Origin of the sequence: Methylopila sp. 73B (assembly GCF_000526315.1) — a bacterium.
GTDB lineage: Bacteria > Pseudomonadota > Alphaproteobacteria > Rhizobiales > Methylopilaceae > Methylopila.
In genome coordinates this window covers 3,491,567-3,508,505 of sequence record NZ_JAFV01000001.1, presented here as the reverse complement: position 1 = coordinate 3,508,505, position 16,939 = coordinate 3,491,567, and the positions used below count along the sequence as shown (strand labels likewise).

Sequence of the window (16,939 nt, the reverse complement as noted above, 5' to 3'; positions counted from 1 at the left end):
ACCGTCACAAGCGCTCGGGCGCGACGCCCGGCGATTGGCGCGTCAGCGTGTCTTTCCGGGCGCCCAGAGCACGTCGCCCTGACCGAGGTTCGCGACCCGCGCGGCGACGAACAGGAAGTCCGACAGCCGGTTGACATAGGCGAGCGCCGGCTTCGACACCGCCTCACGCTCCGCAAGCGCCGTCATCAACCGCTCGGCGCGGCGGGCGATGGTGCGGGCGAGATGCAGGTTCGCGGCGAGCGCGGTTCCCGCCGGCAGCACGAAGGACTTCAACGGCTCCAGCCGCGCGTTGAGCGCGTCGATGTCGGCCTCGAGCCGGTCGACCTGGCTCTGCACGATCCGCAGCGGCTCGTAGCCCAGGTCCTCACCGGTGTCGGGCGTCGCGAGATCGGCGCCGAGGTCGAACATCTCGTTCTGGACGCGCGACAGGATGGCGTCGAGCTCCGGTTCGGCGTGCAGCCGGGCGAGCCCGATCGCGGCGTTGGCCTCGTCGACGGCACCGTAGGCGTCCACGCGCAGGTCGTGCTTCGGACGTCTGGGGCCGGACGCGAGCCCCGTGGCGCCGTCGTCGCCGGTGCGCGTGTAGATCTTGTTGAGCTTGACCATTTCGGCCTCAGGACCCCATCGCCCAGACCGTCGCCATGATGACGACGATCGCCAGGAACTGCAGCCCGACGCGCCAGCGCATCAGCTTCTGCGACCGATTGGGATCGCCGCCCCGCATCATGTTGAAGAGACCGAGGATCAGCACGATCGCGACCGCGCCGACGGCGAGCGGCACGGCGTAGCCCGAGAGAAGATCGGCCATGGGGGACCCTCAGTTCAGGAACAGGATCGACGCGTTCAGCGCCGTGGCGAAGGCGACCCACGCCAGATAGGGGTGCAGCAGCCCGGCCGCGAGCCCGTCGATCGTTCGAAACGTCAGGATCGTCCAGACGATCGCGGCGAGCAGCGCGAGGATGACGCCGAGCCCCAGCCCCGGGTTCTGCGCGCCGAAGAAGGCGAAGGACCAGGCGACGTTGAGCGCGAACTGCACGGCGTAGGCGGTCAGCGCGCGCCGCCGCTCCGCGCCCTCTCCGATGACCGCGACGCGCCAGAGCGACACCGCCATGAGCGCGTAGAGGATCGTCCAGGCGATCGGGAACGCGAGCTTCGGCGGATTGAACGAAGGCTTCGTCAGCCCGTCGTACCAGGGAAGATTCGGAACGGTCGCCGCGGAGCCGAGTTGGGACGCGGCGAAGCTCAGGGCGAGCGCGCCGGCCAGGATCAGCAACGAGCGCGGCGAACGCCAGGCGGGACGGGATGCTGTCGTCATGAGGCTCACATACCGCGGTTGGGCGCGGCCCGCGAGGGGCCGCGCATCCCATCCTCAGACCCGGACGCCCGCGGCGTCCACCTCGGCCTCGGGAGCCTCCAGGTCCTGCGCCGGCGGCGTGCCGCCGTGGATCTGCGCCTCGAAGCCGCGGAGACGCTTGTAGATCGACAGCAGCTCGATGATCTGCGGCCAGGAGTTCACGAGGTACTGGAACGAGGTCCGGACCTGCTCGAACGCGCTCAGGATCTGCTGCATCGGCCCGAGCGTGATCTTGCCGGCCACGATGGTCGGCGCGAGCACCAGATAGGGGAAGATGTTGTCGATCTGCACGTAGGACATGCGGGCGACGTTGAAATAGAGATAGTGGAAATACAATCGGAAGTAGTTCGTCCGGACATTGGAGAACAGCTCCTTCACCGTCGGCGGCTGGGCGCGGCCGGCGTCGTCCTCGCCGTAGACCAGCTCCTTGCGGTAGGCCGCTTCGACGCGCTGGTTGCGGAACTCAAGGCCCGGCAGCTTGACCCCGACGAGCGCGAGGAACGTCGTTCCGAACGCGGCCCACAGGATCGCGGCCGTCACCAGCGGATGAGGGATGGCGCCGACGATCGGCAACTCGCTGATCGGGCCCGAGAGCCGCAGCAGCACGGGCAGGAAGGCGATCAGCGTCATCACCGCGTCGATCAGACTGACGCCCAGCGTCTCCATCTGGGTGGAGAACCGCATGGTGTCCTCCTGCACGCGCTGCGAAGCGCCTTCCACATGCCGCAGCTTCGGCCAGAACGACATGTAGTAGTCGTTCATCGCGGTGCGCCACCGGAAGATGTAGTGCTGCACGAAGAAGCGCGTGAAGACGTAGATGATCACCGAGACCATCGCGATGCCGGTGAACTCGAACGTGCCCCCGTAGAACTCGGCCAGCGTCACCGGACGGCTCTTTGACAGCGCCGCCTGCACGAGGTCGTAGAACGGCCCGTACCAGTTGTTGATCGCGACCGACACCTGCACCTGGAAGTAGGTGACGAAGATGATGAGGGCCGAGCCGAGGATGGACCACGGCGCCCACGGATGCTTGGAGGTGACCAACCAGTAGGCCGAGAATAGGCCGACCGCGATCGCATAGTAGATGTAGAACCACAGGAACGGCGCGGAGATGAAGACGGCCGGCCCGACGATCGGCGGCGCGTCCGGCGCGGCGGGCGGCAGGCCGATCCATTCCCCGGCGGCCCAGCCGCCCGCGTACCACAGGCCGATCGCGAGCAGCGACCAGACCACGGCCGAGACGAAGAACGGTTTCGGGTTCGGGAAAAACGATACGAACATGCCCGACGGCCTCCACGTGCGCCCCCGGGGGCGGGGCGGCGACAAGGCATACGCCGGAAGCGGCGAGACGATGTCTTAAAAGTTGGAAGGGTCCCGGCCGCGACGACCGCGCCGTTCGCGTCGCATCACCAGACCGCGGCGAGCAGCGCGTCGCGTTCCGCACGGGTCGGGAAGGCTCCGAAGCCGCCTTCGGCGCGCACCGCGAGCGCTCCGCAGGCGGCGGCGTGTCGCAGGCTTTTCGGCCAGTCGCCGGTTTCCGCGAAGGTGGTCGCGAACCCCGCGGCGAAGGCGTCGCCCGCGCCGATGGTGTCGACCGTCTCCACCTCGAAGGCCGGCTGCGTCAGGATCGCGCCGTCCGCCAGCCGGGCGATCGCCCCGGCTGCGCCGCGGGTCGCCACCAGCGCGTTGACGCCGCGGGCGAAGAGCGCCGCCGCGACCGACTCGGCGTCGAGATCGACCGCGACGCCAAGCGCAAGGGCGAGCGCCTCCGTCTCGACCGCGTTTGCGACGACGATGGAGCAGGTCGCGAGAATCTCGGGCGCCACGGGGCGGAACGGCGAGGGGTTGAGCACGGTGATTCGGTCCGCGCCGCGGGCGATCGCGAAGGCCTCGGCGATCGCGGCGTCGCCGATCTCGAACTGGGCGAGCGTCACCGCGGCCGCCTCGAGCGCCGGCCGTGCGTCCTCCGCGTCCTGCGCCGACAGCGACGCATTCGCGCCGGAGAACACCGCGATGGCGGTCTCGCCGTCTTCGGCGATGAAGCCGACGCCCGCGCCGGTCGCTCCCGGCCGGCGACGCAGCATGGCGGGGTCGAGATCGGCGTGCGCGAAGGCCGGCGTCGCGAGCGCGCCGAGCGCGTCGTCTCCGACCGCGAACAGGCCGTCGACCTCCGCGCCGAGCCGGCGCGCGGCGACCGCCTGGTTGAATCCCTTGCCGCCGGGCTCCAGCCGGAACCCCGACGCCGCGAGCGATTCGCCCGCCATGGGCAGCCGTGCAACACGTGTCGTGCACGCCGTCACGAAGCTCCCCATAATGAAAAGCTTCGCGCGCGCGCCGTTCTGGTTCATCATAAGTCACGCCCCCCCGACGCGACGTCGTTCCCGCCACCTGCGCCGAGGGCGCTTTAGCCGCTCCGCACACGATGCTGAAAGCGTTGCACGACACTCCGAGCTTACACAGTCGTCTGCGTTTGCGCGACGACACTGCGATGCCGCTGTACCGGCAACTGGAGCTGCAGATCGCCGCACTGATCGAGGGCGGCGAGATCGGCCCGGGAGCGACGCTGCCGGCCGAGCGGCAGCTCGCCTCCGAGCTGGGGGTCAGCCGCACCACGGTGCAGCACTGCTACGGCGCCCTGCGCCGGCGGCGGCTGGTGAGCGCGCACGGCCGCCTGGGATTCATCGTCGAAGGCCCCACGGAGAAGCTCCACCCCGGCATGGAGCGCCTCAAGGGCTTCACCGAGGAGATGCGCGAGCTCGGCCGCGCCGCGTCGTCGAAGGTGATCGAGCGCGTGATCACCCACGACCGCTCGCTCGCCTCGCTGTTCCAGCAGCCCTCGACCGCGCCGTTCCTGAAGCTCGTCCGGATTCGCTTCGGCGACGACGTGCCGCTGTCGCGGGAGGTCGCCTGGTACGACCTCGGCGTCGCGCCGGAGCTCGCCGACGCCGACCTGTCGGGGTCGGTTTACGACCGGCTGCGGGAGATCGGCTGCGCGCTGACGCGCTGCGAACAGACGATCGAGGCCGCGACCCCGGACGAGGACGAATGCGCCGTGTTCGGCTTCGAGGAGCCGCTGCCCTGCCTGCTGATCAAGCGCCGCTCCTTCGCGGGCGAACGCATGGTGGAGTACGTCGAGGGCCTGTTCCGCGGCGACGCCTACGCCTACCGGCTCACTCTCGGCGCGTGACCGCCTGACTTTCGGCGCGGGCGCGCTAGCTCGGCAGTGATGCCCCTCGCCGAGGAGACGCCGTCCATGCCGATGCGACTGACCCGCCGCGCCGCGATCGCCGGAGCCGCGGCCGCGATCGCGGCCGTCGGCCTGACGTTCCCCGCCCAGGCCGCGACCGTCACGCTGATCGTGCCGTTCCCCGCCGGCGGCGCCGTCGACATTCTGGGGCGGCTCGTCGCCGAGCGCCTGCAGGCGAAGCTCGGGGAGACCGTGATCGTCGACAACCGCGGCGGGGCCGGCGGCATGATCGGCACGGCGGCGGTGGCGAAGGCGGAGCCCGACGGCGCGACCCTCGGCGTCGCCTCGACGTCCCAGCTGATCGCGAACAAGTACCTTTACGGCTCCAGTCCCTACGATCCCGACGCCGATCTCGTTCCCATCAGCCGCGTCGCGACCGGCACCGTGCTGTGCGTGGCGAACGCGAAGATCGCGCAAGAACGGGGCTGGACGACCTTCCGGGACCTGATCGCCTGGTCCAAGGCCCATCCGGACGAGACCCGCATGGGCTCCTCCGGCCTCGGCCAGGTCTCGCACCTGATGATCGAGCTGGTGAAGGCGCGCACCGGGGCCAAGATCCTGCACGTGCCCTACAAGGGCGGCGGCCCGGCCATCCTCGACCTACTCGGCGGCACGATCGACATGATGTTCGACGTCATCCCCGCGCTGATGCCGCATGTGAAGGAGAAGGCCTTCCTTCCGCTCGCCGTCGGCAGCCGCGAGCGCATCCCGGCGCTGCCGGACACGCCCAGCATGAAGGACTTTTCGGACCTCAACCTCGCCGACGTCGACCTGCAGACCTGGTACGCGGTGATCGCGCCCAAGGGATATCCCGCCGACAAGCAGGCGGCCCTGTCCAAGGTCCTCGCGGAGATCATGGCGGACCCCGCCGTGAAGGCGAGGCTGGAGCCGATCGGCTTCTCGCCCGTGACAGACGCCTCGCCTGATGCGCTGAAGACGCGGATCGCCGAAGAGAATCCGATGTGGAAGGACATGGTGCGGTTGTCAGGCGCGAAACTCGATTAGCCGGCTTTGGCGCCGTTTGCAGATGTGCTGGCTCCCTCCCCGCGCCGGGCCGCCCCCAGGCGAAGTCCCTGCGCCCATCATCAGCCCCACGCGCGGATAGATATAAGCGCCGTGGTTATGGTTTCGGGAGACGCCCTTCCCCGCCGCCGGCTGGGGGTCGGAGCGTCCCCGGTCCTCCGCTCTGACGTCCGCGAAGGGGCGCTCCGCGCGGGGCGCCCCTTCCGTTTTGGGCCGAGGACCCCGATCTTGGGAGTAACGCGAGGCCCGGCGCGCGACGCGCGACGGCCTCTTTCTCCTGCGCGTCACGCGCGGGGGCCCGCCGGGCGACGCCGGCGCTCCCGGCCGCGGCGCCCGATCGGATGATCTTGATGATCCCGTTTTCCGTCCTCGATCTCGCGCCGATAGCCGAAGGCTCAACCGCGGCCGACGCCCTGCGCAACTCCGCGTCCTACGCGCAGGCCGCCGAACGGCTCGGCTTCCAACGGTTCTGGCTGGCGGAGCACCACAACATGACCGGCATCGCCAGCGCCGCCACGGCGGTGGTGATCGCCCATGTGGCAGCCGCGACCTCCTCGATCCGGGTCGGCTCCGGCGGGATCATGCTGCCGAACCATTCGCCGCTGGTGATCGCTGAGCAATTCGGCACGCTGGCCTCGCTCCATCCGGGCCGCATCGACCTCGGCCTCGGCCGCGCGCCGGGCACCGACATGCTGACCGCCCGCGCGCTCCGGCGCGACGTCAACGCGGCGGCCGAGCGCTTTCCCCAGGACGTGATCGAACTGCAGGCCTACTTCGCGCCGGCCGTCGAAGGACAGGCGATCCGCGCGGTGCCGGGCGCGGGCCTCGACGTGCCGCTCTGGCTGCTGGGCTCCAGCACCTTCTCCGCCCAGCTCGCGGCGATGCTCGGGCTGCCCTTCGCCTTCGCCGCCCACTTCGCGCCGGCGGACCTCGAAGCCGCCTTCGCGGTCTACCGCGAGCGCTTCCAGCCCTCGGAGACGCTTTCGAAGCCGCACGCGATGGTCGCGGTGAACGTGCTGACCGCGGAGACCGACGCCGAGGCCCAGCGGCTGTTCACCTCGCAGCAGCAGGCGTTCCTGAACCTGCGCCGCGGCCGTCCCGGCCCGCTGCCGCCGCCGGTAGACGACATCGGAACCGTCGCGTCGCCCGGCGAAGTGGCGAGCCTCGAGCAGATGCTGCGCTACGCCTTCGTGGGCTCGGTCGAGACGGTCGAGCGGGAGCTGGCGCGCTTCATCGCGCGGCTGCAGCCGGACGAGCTGATGGCGACCGGCCACATGTTCGATCCCGCGGCGCGCATCGCCTCGCTCGAGGGCGTCGCGCTCGTGCGCGACCGTCTCGCTGCGGCGGAACGCGTCGCGGCGTGACGCCGATGGCGTCAGACCACCCGGCGCAGGTCGTCGGCGTACTGCTTGATCGGCGCGAGCGCGCTCATCACGCGCGCCGCGGGGAAGGCGACGATGACCTCTGTGCCTTCCCGCAGCCGGCTCTTCAGCGAGAAGTGGCCGCCGTGGAGATCGACGAGCCCCTTCACGATCGGCAGGCCGAGCCCGGCGCCCTGCTCCGCGGTTTTGATGGCGAGGCTGCCCTGACCGAAGGAGGCGAGCACGGTCGGGATCTCGTTCTCAGGGATTCCGGGTCCCGAATCCGAGACCGACAGGTACTGGCCGCCGGAGGCCATCCAGCCCACCTTCAGCCGGATCTCGCCGCCCTGCGGGGTGAACTTGATCGCGTTCGACAGCAGGTTGAGCGTGATCTGGCGGAGCGCGCGCTCGTCCGCCCAGAGCGGCGGAAGGTTGGCCTCGTAGACCTCCCGGATCGCGATGCCGCGGTTCTTGGCGCGGAGCTTCAGCAGGCGGTGGCAGTCCTCCACCACATAAGGCAGGCTGACGCTCTCCTCGTGCAGCTCGTAGCGGCCGGCCTCGATCCGCGAAAGGTCGAGGATCTCGTTGATGAGCTGGAGCAGGTGCTGGCCGCTCTGGTGGATGTCGCCGGCGTACTCCTTGTAGGTCGGCACGGCGTGGGCGCCGAAGACCTCCGACTTCATCACCTCGGAGAAGCCGAGGATGGCGTTGAGGGGAGTGCGCAACTCGTGGCTCATGGTGGCGAGGAACCGCGACTTGGCGAGGTTCGCCTCCTCCGCCCGGCGGCGCGCCTCGTCGGAGTTGGCCTTGGCCTGCTCCAGCTCGCCGATCAGGGCGTCCTTCTCCGCCTGAAACTCCAGCGCGCCGAGCGCGTTGCGGTAGAGCTTGCGGGCGAGGAGCAGGAAATAGATCTCGACGCCCGCCGTCATGCCCGCGACCGCCGCGGAGCCTATGCCGCCCTTGGCGAGATAGGCGCTCACGACGACCACGGCGATCGGGATCGTCCCGGCGTAGACCGCCGCCGGCACGCTCGCGGCGAGCATGACCGGGACCGCGACGCCGACGAGCATCACGAACAGCGAGATCAGCTCGGCGGAGTCCTCGCCGCCGCTGAGCAAAGCGACGATCGATCCCCAGGCGAGGCCGTTGAGGCTTTCGGCGAAGACGAAGCGGGTCGTCCAGCGGCGCACGTCCAGCCCTTCGGACGGCTGGCGCATGAAACGCTTCACGAACAGCCCGATCAGGGCGTGGCCGGCGAACACCGTCGCGAACCAGGCGATCGCGAACTGCGGTTCGGCCCAGAGGGTCGCCACGCCCGCGATGACGGCGGCGAGCGTCAGGACCACGGCGAGGGCGGACAGGCGGTTCTGGGCGTAGATGCGCGCGAGTTCGACGTCGAACTCCGGACGGGTGCCCGTGGTGGAGGTCAGCCGCTCGCGTTCGGCGCGCACCTTCGCCGTCACCGTGCGCCGACGCTCGGTCGTCGTTTCGCCCGACCGGCCCTCGGCGTCCCGCATGGCCGGAAGATCGAACATGTCCACGTGGAGATCGCGTCCCGCCTCGCCCGGAGATCGTTTGGGGCGAGGATGACCGTCAAAGGCTTAAAAGGGTGCTGACGCGACCGATCAATTGCAGAATGAGCGCCGTGCAATCGAGACCCGACCTCGACGCCCTGCTGGCCGAGATCCGGCGCTGCCGGATCTGCCGCGACGCGCCGCGCGGGGCGCCGCTGCCGCACGAGCCGCGCCCGGTCATCCGGGCGCGGGCCTCGGCGCGCCTCGTCGTCAGCGGCCAGGCGCCGGGCACGCGGGTGCACGCCAGCGGGATGCCTTTCACGGACCCCTCGGGCGTGCGGCTGCGCGGCTGGATGGGCGTGACGGACGAGGAGTTCTACGACGAGACCCGGATCGCGGTGGCGCCCATGGGCTTCTGCTTCCCCGGCCAGGACGCCAAGGGCGGCGATCTGCCGCCGCGCAAGGAGTGCGCGCCAGCGTGGCGGGCCTCGGTGTTCGCCGCCCTGCCCGACGTCGAGCTGGTGCTCGCGGTCGGCCGCCCGGCGCAGCGCTGGCATCTGGGGGAAGACGCCGGAAGTTCGCTGACCGAAGCGGTGATGGACTGGCGCCGCGTCCTGAACCGCGCGGCAGCCCCGCGCGTTCTGCCGCTGCCGCACCCTTCGTGGCGCAACAACGCCTGGCTGAGGCGCAATCCCTGGTTCGACGCCGAGCTGGTTCCCGAACTGCGCCGGCTGGTCCGCAGCGCGCTCGCGACGTGAAAAGGCGCGCAGGGAGCGGTCCCGTCCCGCGTATCAGCCTTCGAAGGGGCCGTTGCTTTCACCCCCATTAAGGAGATCGCCATGATCCGCATCGCCGCCGCAGCTCTCGCCGCGACCGTCGCCCTCGCTCCGCTCGCAGCCTCCGCCGCCGCCGGCGACGGCGACGCCCGCCAGGACCGCCTGCAAAAGCGCGCCGAGATGATGTCGAAGCGCTTCGACAAGCTCGACAAGAACAAGGACGGCGCGGTCGACAAGGCCGAGATTGAGGCGACCTCCAAGCGCGCCTTCGACAAGGCCGACTCCAACAAGGACGGCGTGATCGACGAGGCCGAGGCCAAGGCGATCCGCGACCGCCTGGCGGAACGCCGCGGCGACCGTCCGGCGAAGGCCAACCGCAAGGACCGCCTCGCCCGGGCCGACGTCGACAAGGACGGCAAGATCACCCGCGACGAGTTCGCCGCGAGCGCGGCCCCCTGGCTCCTGCGCGCCGACTCCGACAAGGATGGCAAGGTGACGAAGACGGAGCTCGACGACTACGTCGGCACGCTGCAGAAGCGGGCGGAGAAGGCGGACGCCAAGCGCGTCGCCCAGTAAGGGAGGCTCGAGGCGGGGCTTGAGGGGTGGCGGGCGTCGGCCGCATGGCGAGCCTCGAACGCGTCGGGCGCGCCGTGTCCGAGCCTGAGCCCCCGCGGCCCGGCCCCGCCGAGGCGGACGAGGACGACGATCTGGTCGCCCGCGCCGCGGGCGGCGACCAGCGGGCCTTCGCCCGGCTCGTCGCCCGCCACGGCCCCCGCGCCCAGGCGCTCGCGCACCGCTTCACCGGCTCCGCCAGTGAGGCCGAGGACATCGTCCAGGAGGCGTTCTGGCGGGTCTGGCGGGCCGCCCACCGCTGGACGCCGGGCGTCGCCCGGTTCTCCACCTGGTTGCACCGCATCGTGGTCAACCTCTGCGTCGACCGCGCGCGGCGCGAGCGGCTGCGGCGGATGCTGCCGTTCGCGGACCATTTCGACCCGCCGTCCGAGGACCCCAGCCCTGAGCGCTCGCTCGGGGACCGCCATGCGGTCGACGCCGTCCGCCGCGACATCCTCGACCTGCCGGCCCGCCAGAGGGCCGCGATCCTGCTGGCCGCCGACGGCGAGCGCTCCAACGCCGAGATCGCCGCGGTGCTGGAGACGACGGAGAAGGCGGTGGAATCGATGCTCGTGCGCGCCCGGCGCACGTTGCGCGCCCGCCATCGCGGGCGTGAGGAGGCCTGAGATGACCAAAGGATCCGAGATCGACCTCTTCGCCGACCGGCTCGACGCCTACGGCCCGGACCTCGCGCGCTGGCCGGCGGACTTCGCCGGGTCGGCCGAGGCGCTGCTGGCGTGCTCGGCGGAGGCGCGGGCGCTCCAGAGCGATTCGCAGCGCTTCGCGCGGCTGCTCGCCTCCGCCGCAGAGGCGCCCGCGCCCAACGGTTTCGCGTTCCGGGTCGTCGGCGAGATTGCGGCGCGGCGCGAGGACCGCTGGTTCCGGCTGTTCGGCTCGCCCGGCCGCTTCGGCCTCGCAAGCGCCGGACTCTGCGCCGCGGCGGTCGTCATCGGCGTCAGCCTCGGCCTCGCCACCAGCCCGACCGGCGCGAGCTACGATCCCGGCGACGCCATCGACGTCGCGTTCAACGACGTGGACCTGTGATGGCGCGACGGCCCCACTGGGCGCTCTACGCCGCGCTCGCGCTCTCGGTCGCGCTCAACCTCGGCGGCGCCGGCTATCTGTTCGCGACCGCCGAGCGCGGACGCGGCCCCCGCACGATCGAAAACACGATCGAGACCGTCTCCGGCCGCTACCCCGGGGCCACCGGCGGGGCGATCCGCGCGGCGCTGGAGAAACGGCGCGACGAGCTGAAGGCGGCCTTCGACGACATCCGCACCGCCCGTCGCGCCACCCGCGTCGCGATGAAGGCCCAGCCCTACGATCCGGAGCGGCTCGAAGCCGCCTTCGCTGAGGCGCGCGCGAAGAGCTCCGCCCTTCAGGCGATCGTCCATGAGGCGATCGCCTCCGCCATTCCCGGCGCGCCGCCGGACGACCGCGCGAAGATCACCGACGACAAGGACTGAGCCGCGAGGCGCCGCTCAGTACTCGACGACGCCGTCGAGCGCGTAATGCTTGATCGTCTTGCGGTTCGCGATCAGCTCGTCGATCGTCGGCTCGTTGTTCATCGCGCGCTTGATGGCGAGCTTCATCGCCTCGTAGTTCGTGCGGTAGAGGTCGGGCTTGTCGAGGTTCGGGTCCTCCGCGCAGCGGAGATCGAGCCAGACGGTCACGATGATGCAGATGTCGTTGACGACGTCCTTGGGGATCACCCCGTCGATGACGCTGTCGAGCACCGCGTCCGCGATCGCGCCCTGGACGACGCCGCCGAGCAGGTCGACGTACTCCGCGCCCGGGATCGTCACCTTCGACGTCATCAGCGTGGCGGGCCGGACCAGCTGGTTGAGGTCGCGCACCGCGAACATGCGGGTGTGCCCGACGCTCTGGCCGAGCATCGAGGCGAAGGCCTGGCCGACCGGGCCGTTGACCGCCCCGATCAGAACCTCCGGCATCGCGTCGGTCGCCTGGCCCTCGACGGCCAGAACGGTCGCCTCGCCGGCGCGGAAGATGATGTCGGTCATCAGAAAGCTCCTATGAAGGTCGTCGTCATTCCGTCGGCACGTCGCACCACACGCCTCGGGCGTCGTCGCGACACCGGAGGCAGCCGTTGGCGACGCCGAAATGCATGGCGGAGATGGCGAGCGACCCGTCCTCGACCCGCTCGCGCACCCAGGGGAAGGTCATCAGGTTCGCGACGGTCACCTCGGCGCAGGCCTGCTCGGCCAGCCGCTCGCGCGCGTCCCAGTCGAGCGACGGGTCGACCTTGGCGCGCGCCTCCTCCGCGATGTCCATCCAGCTGACCACGAAGTCCGAGGCCTCGGCCGGCGCGCCCTGGAACAGCGCCTTCACGCCGCCGCAGCCGGCGTGGCCCAGCACGACGATGCGGTGAACCTGAAGCACCCGCACCGCGAACTCGACCGCGGCGCTCGCGCCGTGATGCGCCTGGTCGGGCGCGTAGGGCGGGACCAGCGCCGCGACGTTGCGCAGCACGAACAGCTGTCCCGGCGCCGCGCCCAGGATCTGCTGCGGATCCACGCGGCTGTCCGAGCAGCCGATCACCATCACCTTCGGCGACTGGCCTTGGGCGAGGCGCTCGAAACGGCGCTGCAGCTCGGGCCAAGCTTCGGCGCGAAACCGCCGGTAGCCGTCGAAAAGAGCGTCCAGCGACCCCGCCCGCCCGGGCGTCGTCGCGGGGCTGTGACCGTCGTTCATGAACCGCTGCCCCCTGTCGCCGCGTAAGGTCGAAACCGTGATTGCTGTGGCCGCACGGACCATGCCGGTCGGGCGCTCGTCAATCGCGCAGAGGGTCGCGGCCTCATCTTCGCGCGAGCCGTCTGGCCGAACGCCGCGGCGGGTCTATCTGGAACCGTTCGAGGGCGTGAGCAACGCCGCCTTTAGGATCGGACGCCGATGACCGCATCCGCCTCGCCCGAGGCTCTCGAGCCGAAGGACGACGCGCTGGACGCCGCAGCCTGGGCGGCCGTTCGGGCCGTGCGCCAGGGCGCGACGCCGCCCGCGCATCTTCGCGCCCACCCCCTGCTGCGGATGCTGGGGCCGGTCGCGCTGCCACGCGCCGCGGTGATCGCCCAGATCGGGCAGTCGCTCGACGGCCGCGTCGCCACCGTCACCGGCGCCTCGCACTACATCAACGGCCCCGGCGGCCTCGATCACCTGCACCGGCTGCGGGCGCTGGTCGACGCGGTCGTGGTCGGCGTCGGAACGGTCTGCGCCGACGACTGCCAGCTCACGGTGCGAAGGGTCGAGGGCGTCTCGCCGGCGCGCGTCGTGATCGACCCCGCGGGTCGCCTGCCGGCCGCCGCGCGCATGCTCGCGGACGACGGGACGCGGCGCATCGTGATCCGCGCGGAGGGCGCGCCCCATTGCGACGCGCCGGGCGTCGAGACGGTTCATCTCCCGGCCGCCGCGGGCCGCATCGAGCCGCGCGACGTCGTCGCCGCGCTCGGACGCCGCGGGCTGCGCCGGGTGCTGATCGAAGGCGGCGCCTCCACGGTGTCCGCCTTCATCGGGGCGGACATGGTCGACAGGCTGCATGTGATGGTCGCGCCGCTGCTGGTCGGCTCGGGGCGCGCGGGCCTCGCGCTTGCGCCGATCGACCGGCTCGACCTCGCGCGCCGGCCGGCCGCCGCGGCGTTTTCGCTCGGCGAAGACATCCTGTTTGACTGCGACATGCGGCGCTCGGCGGAGAACCGGCGCGCAGAGGGAGGGGTAAGCGATGACGTTGACGGCATCGACGATGACGCCCGCGGCCGGCGGCTACACGCCGACGGCTAAGGTTCTGCACTGGGTGGTGGCGATCTTCGTCATCTCGGAGATCATCGTCGGCCTGTCGCTGGACAGCATCCCCGACGGCCCGACCAAGGACACGATCTACGACCTGCACAAGTCGACCGGGATCGTCATCCTCACGCTGATGATCGTCCGGCTGGCGTGGCGCCTGACCAACCCGCCGCCGCCGTCGGAGCCCACGCTGGCGCGCTGGCAGATCGGCCTGTCGCACGCGGTGCACTGGACGCTCTACCTGATCCTGCTGGTGATGCCGATCCTGGGCTGGGCCGGCTCCAACGCCTTCGGCGCGCCGGTTCCGGTGTTCTGGCTGTTCGAAATGCCGAGGATCATGTCGGAGAACAAGGACCTGTCGAAGCAGATCCTGGCGGTGCACGGCACGCTGGGCTTCGTCGCCGGCGGCCTGATCCTGCTCCACGTCGCCGCGGCGCTCTATCACCGGTTCTTCCTGAAGGACGCGGTGCTGGCCCGCATGACCTGAGGCGGCCTAATCTACGCCCGCCGTCGCCCCGGGACTTCGCCCGGAATGACGGCGGGGTTCGCTGCGCCAACGAGACCCGAAACCCCATCACGTCCCGGCTCAAGGTGGGGGCACGGGGCGCGAACCCGTTCGGCTCGCGCCCACGCCGTCGTCCACGTCGAGCTCAGCCCGCGAGCGAGGCCTCGAAGTTGATCTTGGCGTTCAGCACCTTGGAGACCGGGCAGCCGTCCTTGGCCTTGGTCGCGATCTCCTTGAACTGCGCCTCGTCGATGCCCGGCACCTTGGCCGTGACCGAGAGGTCGATGAAGGTGATCTGGAAGCCGCCGCCTTGGCTCTCGATCGAGACCGCCGAGGAGGCGTTGATCTCGTCCGGCGTGAAGCCGGCTTCGCCCAGCATCAGCGACAGCGCCATCGAGAAGCACGAGGCGTGGGCCGCGCCGATCAGCTCTTCCGGGTTGGTGCCCTTCTCGTCGCCAAAGCGCTTCTTGAACGAATAGTTGAGGTCGGACAGGGCTCCGCTCTCGGTCGAGACCTTGCCCGAGCCTTCCTTGACGGAGCCGTTCCAAACGGCGCTACCGGTGCGCTTCATGCGTCGCTCTCCTTGGGTTCAGCCGCCGTTTCGGCGGCGTTGAGTGACGAACTAGGGCGCGGGCGGGGATCGTCAGGGGCGGACGCGCGCACGGCTCGCGTGCGAAGACGTGCGGGAACCCGTCATTCGGCGGGCTGCGCCGCGGCCGGGCCGCTCAGCTGCTTTCCCGCGAACTGCGCCTTGCGGCGGGCCGCGAGCGCGGCGTTGAACTCGGCCCCGAGGATGAACAGCGCGGCCGAGACGTTGAGGAACACGATCGCCGTCATGATGCCGGCGAGCCCGGCGTAGGTGGAGGCGTAGTTCGCGAAGCGCGCGAGGTAGATCGAGAAGCCGGTCGCGCCAGCGATCCAGAGCGCGACCGTGATGGCGACGCCCGGCAGCACGTCCCTGACCTTCCGGCGGCCGCCGGGGAGCCAGAGGTGGGTGAGGACGAGCCCGGTCGTCACCACCACGATCGTGAGCCCGTAGCGCGCGAGATTGCTGATGAACTCGAGGTTCACCAAAGCGACGGCGTACTCCGGGAAATAGTTCGAGACGTAGGTGAGCGCGAAGCCCCAGAGGATCGGCCACAGCACGATGAAGATCGCGACCACGACCAGCCCGAAGGCGCCCAGCAGCACGAACCAGATGCTCTGCAGCCGCGCGAGCCACACCGGCTTCGACGTGGGCGACGCGTAGGCGCGGCCGAGCGCGATCCTGAGCGACTCGACCGCGGAGGACGACACCCACAGCGTCAGCAGCACGCCGATGGTGAGGATGCCGCCGCGCGGCGTGGTCAGGACCTTCTGAACCTCGGTCGCAAGCGGCATGGCGACGCCCGACGGCCAGGTGTCGAAGATCAGGTGGACGATCGTCGAGGTCTCGGCGCCCGCGCCCAGAAACGCCGCGAGCGCGGTCACGAAAATCAGGAACGGAAAGATCGCCAGCAGGCCCGACAGCGCGACGTGGCTGGCGATCGCCCAGCCGTCGTCGCGCTCGAAACGCTGGAGCGCGTCCCAAACCAGCCAAACCACCGAAGCCGACGCGTCCCGCAGACCTTTGCGCATGTGGCGGGAATGTAGCGCCGCCGCGGCGGAAATGGAGTCCGTGCGGCCATGGCCGCCTGCGCGCCATCGCCGCGCGCGATGCAGCCATCAAGGATTTGCGCTTGAGCGCGGCGGCGAAGCGGTCGAGGAGACAGGGTCGCCCGGAGCTGGTCATGATTGCGCGCCTGACGCCCCTCGTCTTCATCCTGATCTGGTCGACCGGCTGGATCGTCGCCAAGCTCGCGGCCCCGCACGCCGATCCGTTCGCGTTCCTGATTGTCCGGTACGTCGGCGCGGCGGCGCTGCTCGCGCCGCTCGCCTTCGTGCTCGGCGCCCGCTGGCCGGCGACGTGGGGCGAATGGGGCCACGCGCTGCTGAACGGCGTGCTGCTCCACGCAGTCTATCTCGGCGGCGTGTGGTGGGCGGTGTCGCAGGGCGTGCCGGCCGGGGTCTCGGCGCTCATCGCGGCGCTGCAGCCGCTGTTCACGGCGCTCGCGGCCGGGCCGCTGCTCGGCGAACGGCTGGGGCCCCGTCGCTGGCTCGGCGTCGCGCTTGGCTTCGCCGGCGTCGCCGCCGTGGTCGCGCCGAAGCTCGCCGGCGGCGCGACGGAGGGCCTCGGCGGGCTCGGCCTGCCGATCGCCGCCAACGTGCTCGGCATGGCCGCCGTCGCCGCCGCGACCCTGCACCAGAAGCGCGCCCTCGCCGGCGCCGACCTGCGGACGCTCGCCCCGGCGCAGTACCTCGGCGCCCTCGCTGTCACCGCCCCTGTGGTCTGGGCGACCGGCGGCACCCGCATCGACTGGACCGGCGAGACGCTGTTCGCGATGGCGTGGTCGGTCCTGGTGCTCTCGATCGCGGCGATCATGCTGATGCTGGTGATGATCAAGCGCGGCGAGGTCTCGCGCGTCGCGGCGCTGATCTACCTGGTGCCCCCGACCGCCGCGGTTCAGGCCTATCTCTTGTTCGGCGAGACGCTCTCCCCGCTGCAGCTTGCGGGCATGGCGCTCGCCGCCGTCGGGGTCGGGCTTGCGGCGGGCGCGGCCTCCGGCGCGCCTGCGTCCGCCGAAGGGTGCATTGCGGCGAACGTTCCCGCCGGGGAGGATGCGGCCAAGAGATCGCGACCGCCGGCCTGATCGGCTGAGACGTCGTGCGC

The 16,939-nt window shown here is 70.8% G+C and carries 21 protein-coding genes; 11 read left to right on the top strand and 10 right to left on the bottom strand.

Features of this window, described 5'->3' with window-relative positions; genetic code table 11:
• Positions 1 to 42 precede the first annotated feature (42 nt).
• From K244_RS0116830 to K244_RS0116810, 5 genes are all read right to left on the bottom strand, one after another.
• Complete coding sequence (locus tag K244_RS0116830) at positions 43 to 606, bottom strand: cob(I)yrinic acid a,c-diamide adenosyltransferase (protein WP_020187457.1); 564 nt, start codon at positions 604 to 606, stop codon at positions 43 to 45.
• 7 nt (positions 607 to 613) lie between these two features.
• Positions 614 to 808, bottom strand: a complete 195-nt coding sequence (locus K244_RS0116825; protein WP_020187456.1) for a twin transmembrane helix small protein — start codon at positions 806 to 808, stop codon at positions 614 to 616.
• Between the two features lie 9 nt (positions 809 to 817).
• Positions 818 to 1,315: a TspO/MBR family protein gene (locus K244_RS0116820; RefSeq protein WP_024816570.1), complete on the bottom strand. Its 498-nt coding sequence runs from the start codon at positions 1,313 to 1,315 to the stop codon at positions 818 to 820.
• Positions 1,316 to 1,369: 54 nt separating this feature from the next.
• Positions 1,370 to 2,635 (bottom strand): peptide antibiotic transporter SbmA, encoded by a 1,266-nt coding sequence (gene sbmA, locus K244_RS0116815; protein ID WP_020187454.1) that lies wholly within the window; start codon positions 2,633 to 2,635, stop codon positions 1,370 to 1,372.
• A 125-nt stretch (positions 2,636 to 2,760) separates the two neighbouring features.
• Complete coding sequence (locus K244_RS0116810; protein WP_020187453.1) at positions 2,761 to 3,618, bottom strand: PfkB family carbohydrate kinase; 858 nt, start codon at positions 3,616 to 3,618, stop codon at positions 2,761 to 2,763.
• Positions 3,619 to 3,842: 224 nt separating this feature from the next.
• Here K244_RS0116810 and K244_RS0116805 point away from each other — a divergent pair, with 224 nt between their 5' ends.
• The 3 genes from K244_RS0116805 (at position 3,843) to K244_RS0116795 (ending at position 6,988) form a co-directional block, all read left to right on the top strand.
• Positions 3,843 to 4,541 (top strand): GntR family transcriptional regulator, encoded by a 699-nt coding sequence (locus K244_RS0116805; protein WP_020187452.1) that lies wholly within the window; start codon positions 3,843 to 3,845, stop codon positions 4,539 to 4,541.
• A 66-nt stretch (positions 4,542 to 4,607) separates the two neighbouring features.
• The gene (locus K244_RS0116800; RefSeq protein WP_020187451.1) at positions 4,608 to 5,606 is read left to right on the top strand and encodes a tripartite tricarboxylate transporter substrate binding protein; all 999 of its coding nucleotides are present in this window, start codon (positions 4,608 to 4,610) and stop codon (positions 5,604 to 5,606) included.
• Between the two features lie 368 nt (positions 5,607 to 5,974).
• Positions 5,975 to 6,988, top strand: a complete 1,014-nt coding sequence (locus K244_RS0116795) for an LLM class flavin-dependent oxidoreductase (RefSeq protein ID WP_024816566.1) — start codon at positions 5,975 to 5,977, stop codon at positions 6,986 to 6,988.
• Between the two features lie 11 nt (positions 6,989 to 6,999).
• On the opposite strand, the gene K244_RS0116790 is transcribed toward K244_RS0116795, so the two are convergent.
• The gene (locus K244_RS0116790) at positions 7,000 to 8,520 is read right to left on the bottom strand and encodes a HAMP domain-containing sensor histidine kinase (RefSeq protein ID WP_020187449.1); all 1,521 of its coding nucleotides are present in this window, start codon (positions 8,518 to 8,520) and stop codon (positions 7,000 to 7,002) included.
• Positions 8,521 to 8,621: 101 nt separating this feature from the next.
• Here K244_RS0116790 and K244_RS0116785 point away from each other — a divergent pair, with 101 nt between their 5' ends.
• The 5 genes from K244_RS0116785 to K244_RS0116765 all read left to right on the top strand — a co-directional run bounded on the left by K244_RS0116785 (position 8,622) and on the right by K244_RS0116765 (position 11,353).
• Entirely contained in the window at positions 8,622 to 9,257 is a 636-nt protein-coding gene (locus tag K244_RS0116785) for a uracil-DNA glycosylase family protein (RefSeq protein ID WP_020187448.1), read from the top strand.
• An 81-nt stretch (positions 9,258 to 9,338) separates the two neighbouring features.
• The gene (locus K244_RS22805) at positions 9,339 to 9,851 is read left to right on the top strand and encodes an EF-hand domain-containing protein (protein ID WP_020187447.1); all 513 of its coding nucleotides are present in this window, start codon (positions 9,339 to 9,341) and stop codon (positions 9,849 to 9,851) included.
• A 44-nt stretch (positions 9,852 to 9,895) separates the two neighbouring features.
• Positions 9,896 to 10,513: a sigma-70 family RNA polymerase sigma factor gene (locus K244_RS0116775; protein ID WP_051460152.1), complete on the top strand. Its 618-nt coding sequence runs from the start codon at positions 9,896 to 9,898 to the stop codon at positions 10,511 to 10,513.
• A gap of 1 nt (position 10,514) precedes the next feature.
• Positions 10,515 to 10,931 (top strand): hypothetical protein, encoded by a 417-nt coding sequence (locus K244_RS22135; protein ID WP_020187445.1) that lies wholly within the window; start codon positions 10,515 to 10,517, stop codon positions 10,929 to 10,931.
• Positions 10,931 to 11,353, top strand: a complete 423-nt coding sequence (locus K244_RS0116765; RefSeq protein WP_020187444.1) for a periplasmic heavy metal sensor — start codon at positions 10,931 to 10,933, stop codon at positions 11,351 to 11,353. Before K244_RS22135 ends, K244_RS0116765 begins: the two co-directional genes overlap by 1 nt.
• A gap of 15 nt (positions 11,354 to 11,368) precedes the next feature.
• Here K244_RS0116765 and fae read toward each other — a convergent pair whose 3' ends face one another.
• Both fae and K244_RS0116755 read right to left on the bottom strand, forming a co-directional pair.
• On the bottom strand, positions 11,369 to 11,908 hold the full coding sequence (fae, locus tag K244_RS0116760) for a formaldehyde-activating enzyme (RefSeq protein ID WP_020187443.1): 540 nt from the start codon (positions 11,906 to 11,908) through the stop codon (positions 11,369 to 11,371).
• A 25-nt stretch (positions 11,909 to 11,933) separates the two neighbouring features.
• Entirely contained in the window at positions 11,934 to 12,599 is a 666-nt protein-coding gene (locus tag K244_RS0116755; protein WP_020187442.1) for a carbonic anhydrase, read from the bottom strand.
• 198 nt (positions 12,600 to 12,797) lie between these two features.
• Between K244_RS0116755 and K244_RS0116750 the strand changes: the two genes are divergently transcribed.
• Both K244_RS0116750 and K244_RS0116745 read left to right on the top strand, forming a co-directional pair.
• Complete coding sequence (locus K244_RS0116750) at positions 12,798 to 13,679, top strand: RibD family protein (protein ID WP_020187441.1); 882 nt, start codon at positions 12,798 to 12,800, stop codon at positions 13,677 to 13,679.
• Positions 13,621 to 14,172, top strand: a complete 552-nt coding sequence (locus K244_RS0116745) for a cytochrome b (protein ID WP_036305826.1) — start codon at positions 13,621 to 13,623, stop codon at positions 14,170 to 14,172. The genes K244_RS0116750 and K244_RS0116745 overlap by 59 nt, the downstream gene beginning before the upstream one ends.
• A 163-nt stretch (positions 14,173 to 14,335) precedes the next feature.
• Here the strand turns inward: K244_RS0116745 and K244_RS0116740 are convergent, their stop codons facing one another.
• A complete protein-coding gene (locus K244_RS0116740; RefSeq protein ID WP_020187439.1) occupies positions 14,336 to 14,761 on the bottom strand; it encodes an OsmC family protein in 426 nt (141 codons plus the stop codon).
• Positions 14,762 to 14,883: 122 nt separating this feature from the next.
• A complete protein-coding gene (locus tag K244_RS0116735) occupies positions 14,884 to 15,774 on the bottom strand; it encodes a YihY/virulence factor BrkB family protein (protein WP_245259786.1) in 891 nt (296 codons plus the stop codon).
• A 185-nt stretch (positions 15,775 to 15,959) separates the two neighbouring features.
• On the opposite strand from K244_RS0116735, the gene K244_RS0116730 reads away from it, so the two are divergent.
• On the top strand, positions 15,960 to 16,919 hold the full coding sequence (locus K244_RS0116730; RefSeq protein ID WP_020187437.1) for an EamA family transporter: 960 nt from the start codon (positions 15,960 to 15,962) through the stop codon (positions 16,917 to 16,919).
• The last annotated feature ends 20 nt before the right edge of the window (positions 16,920 to 16,939 follow it).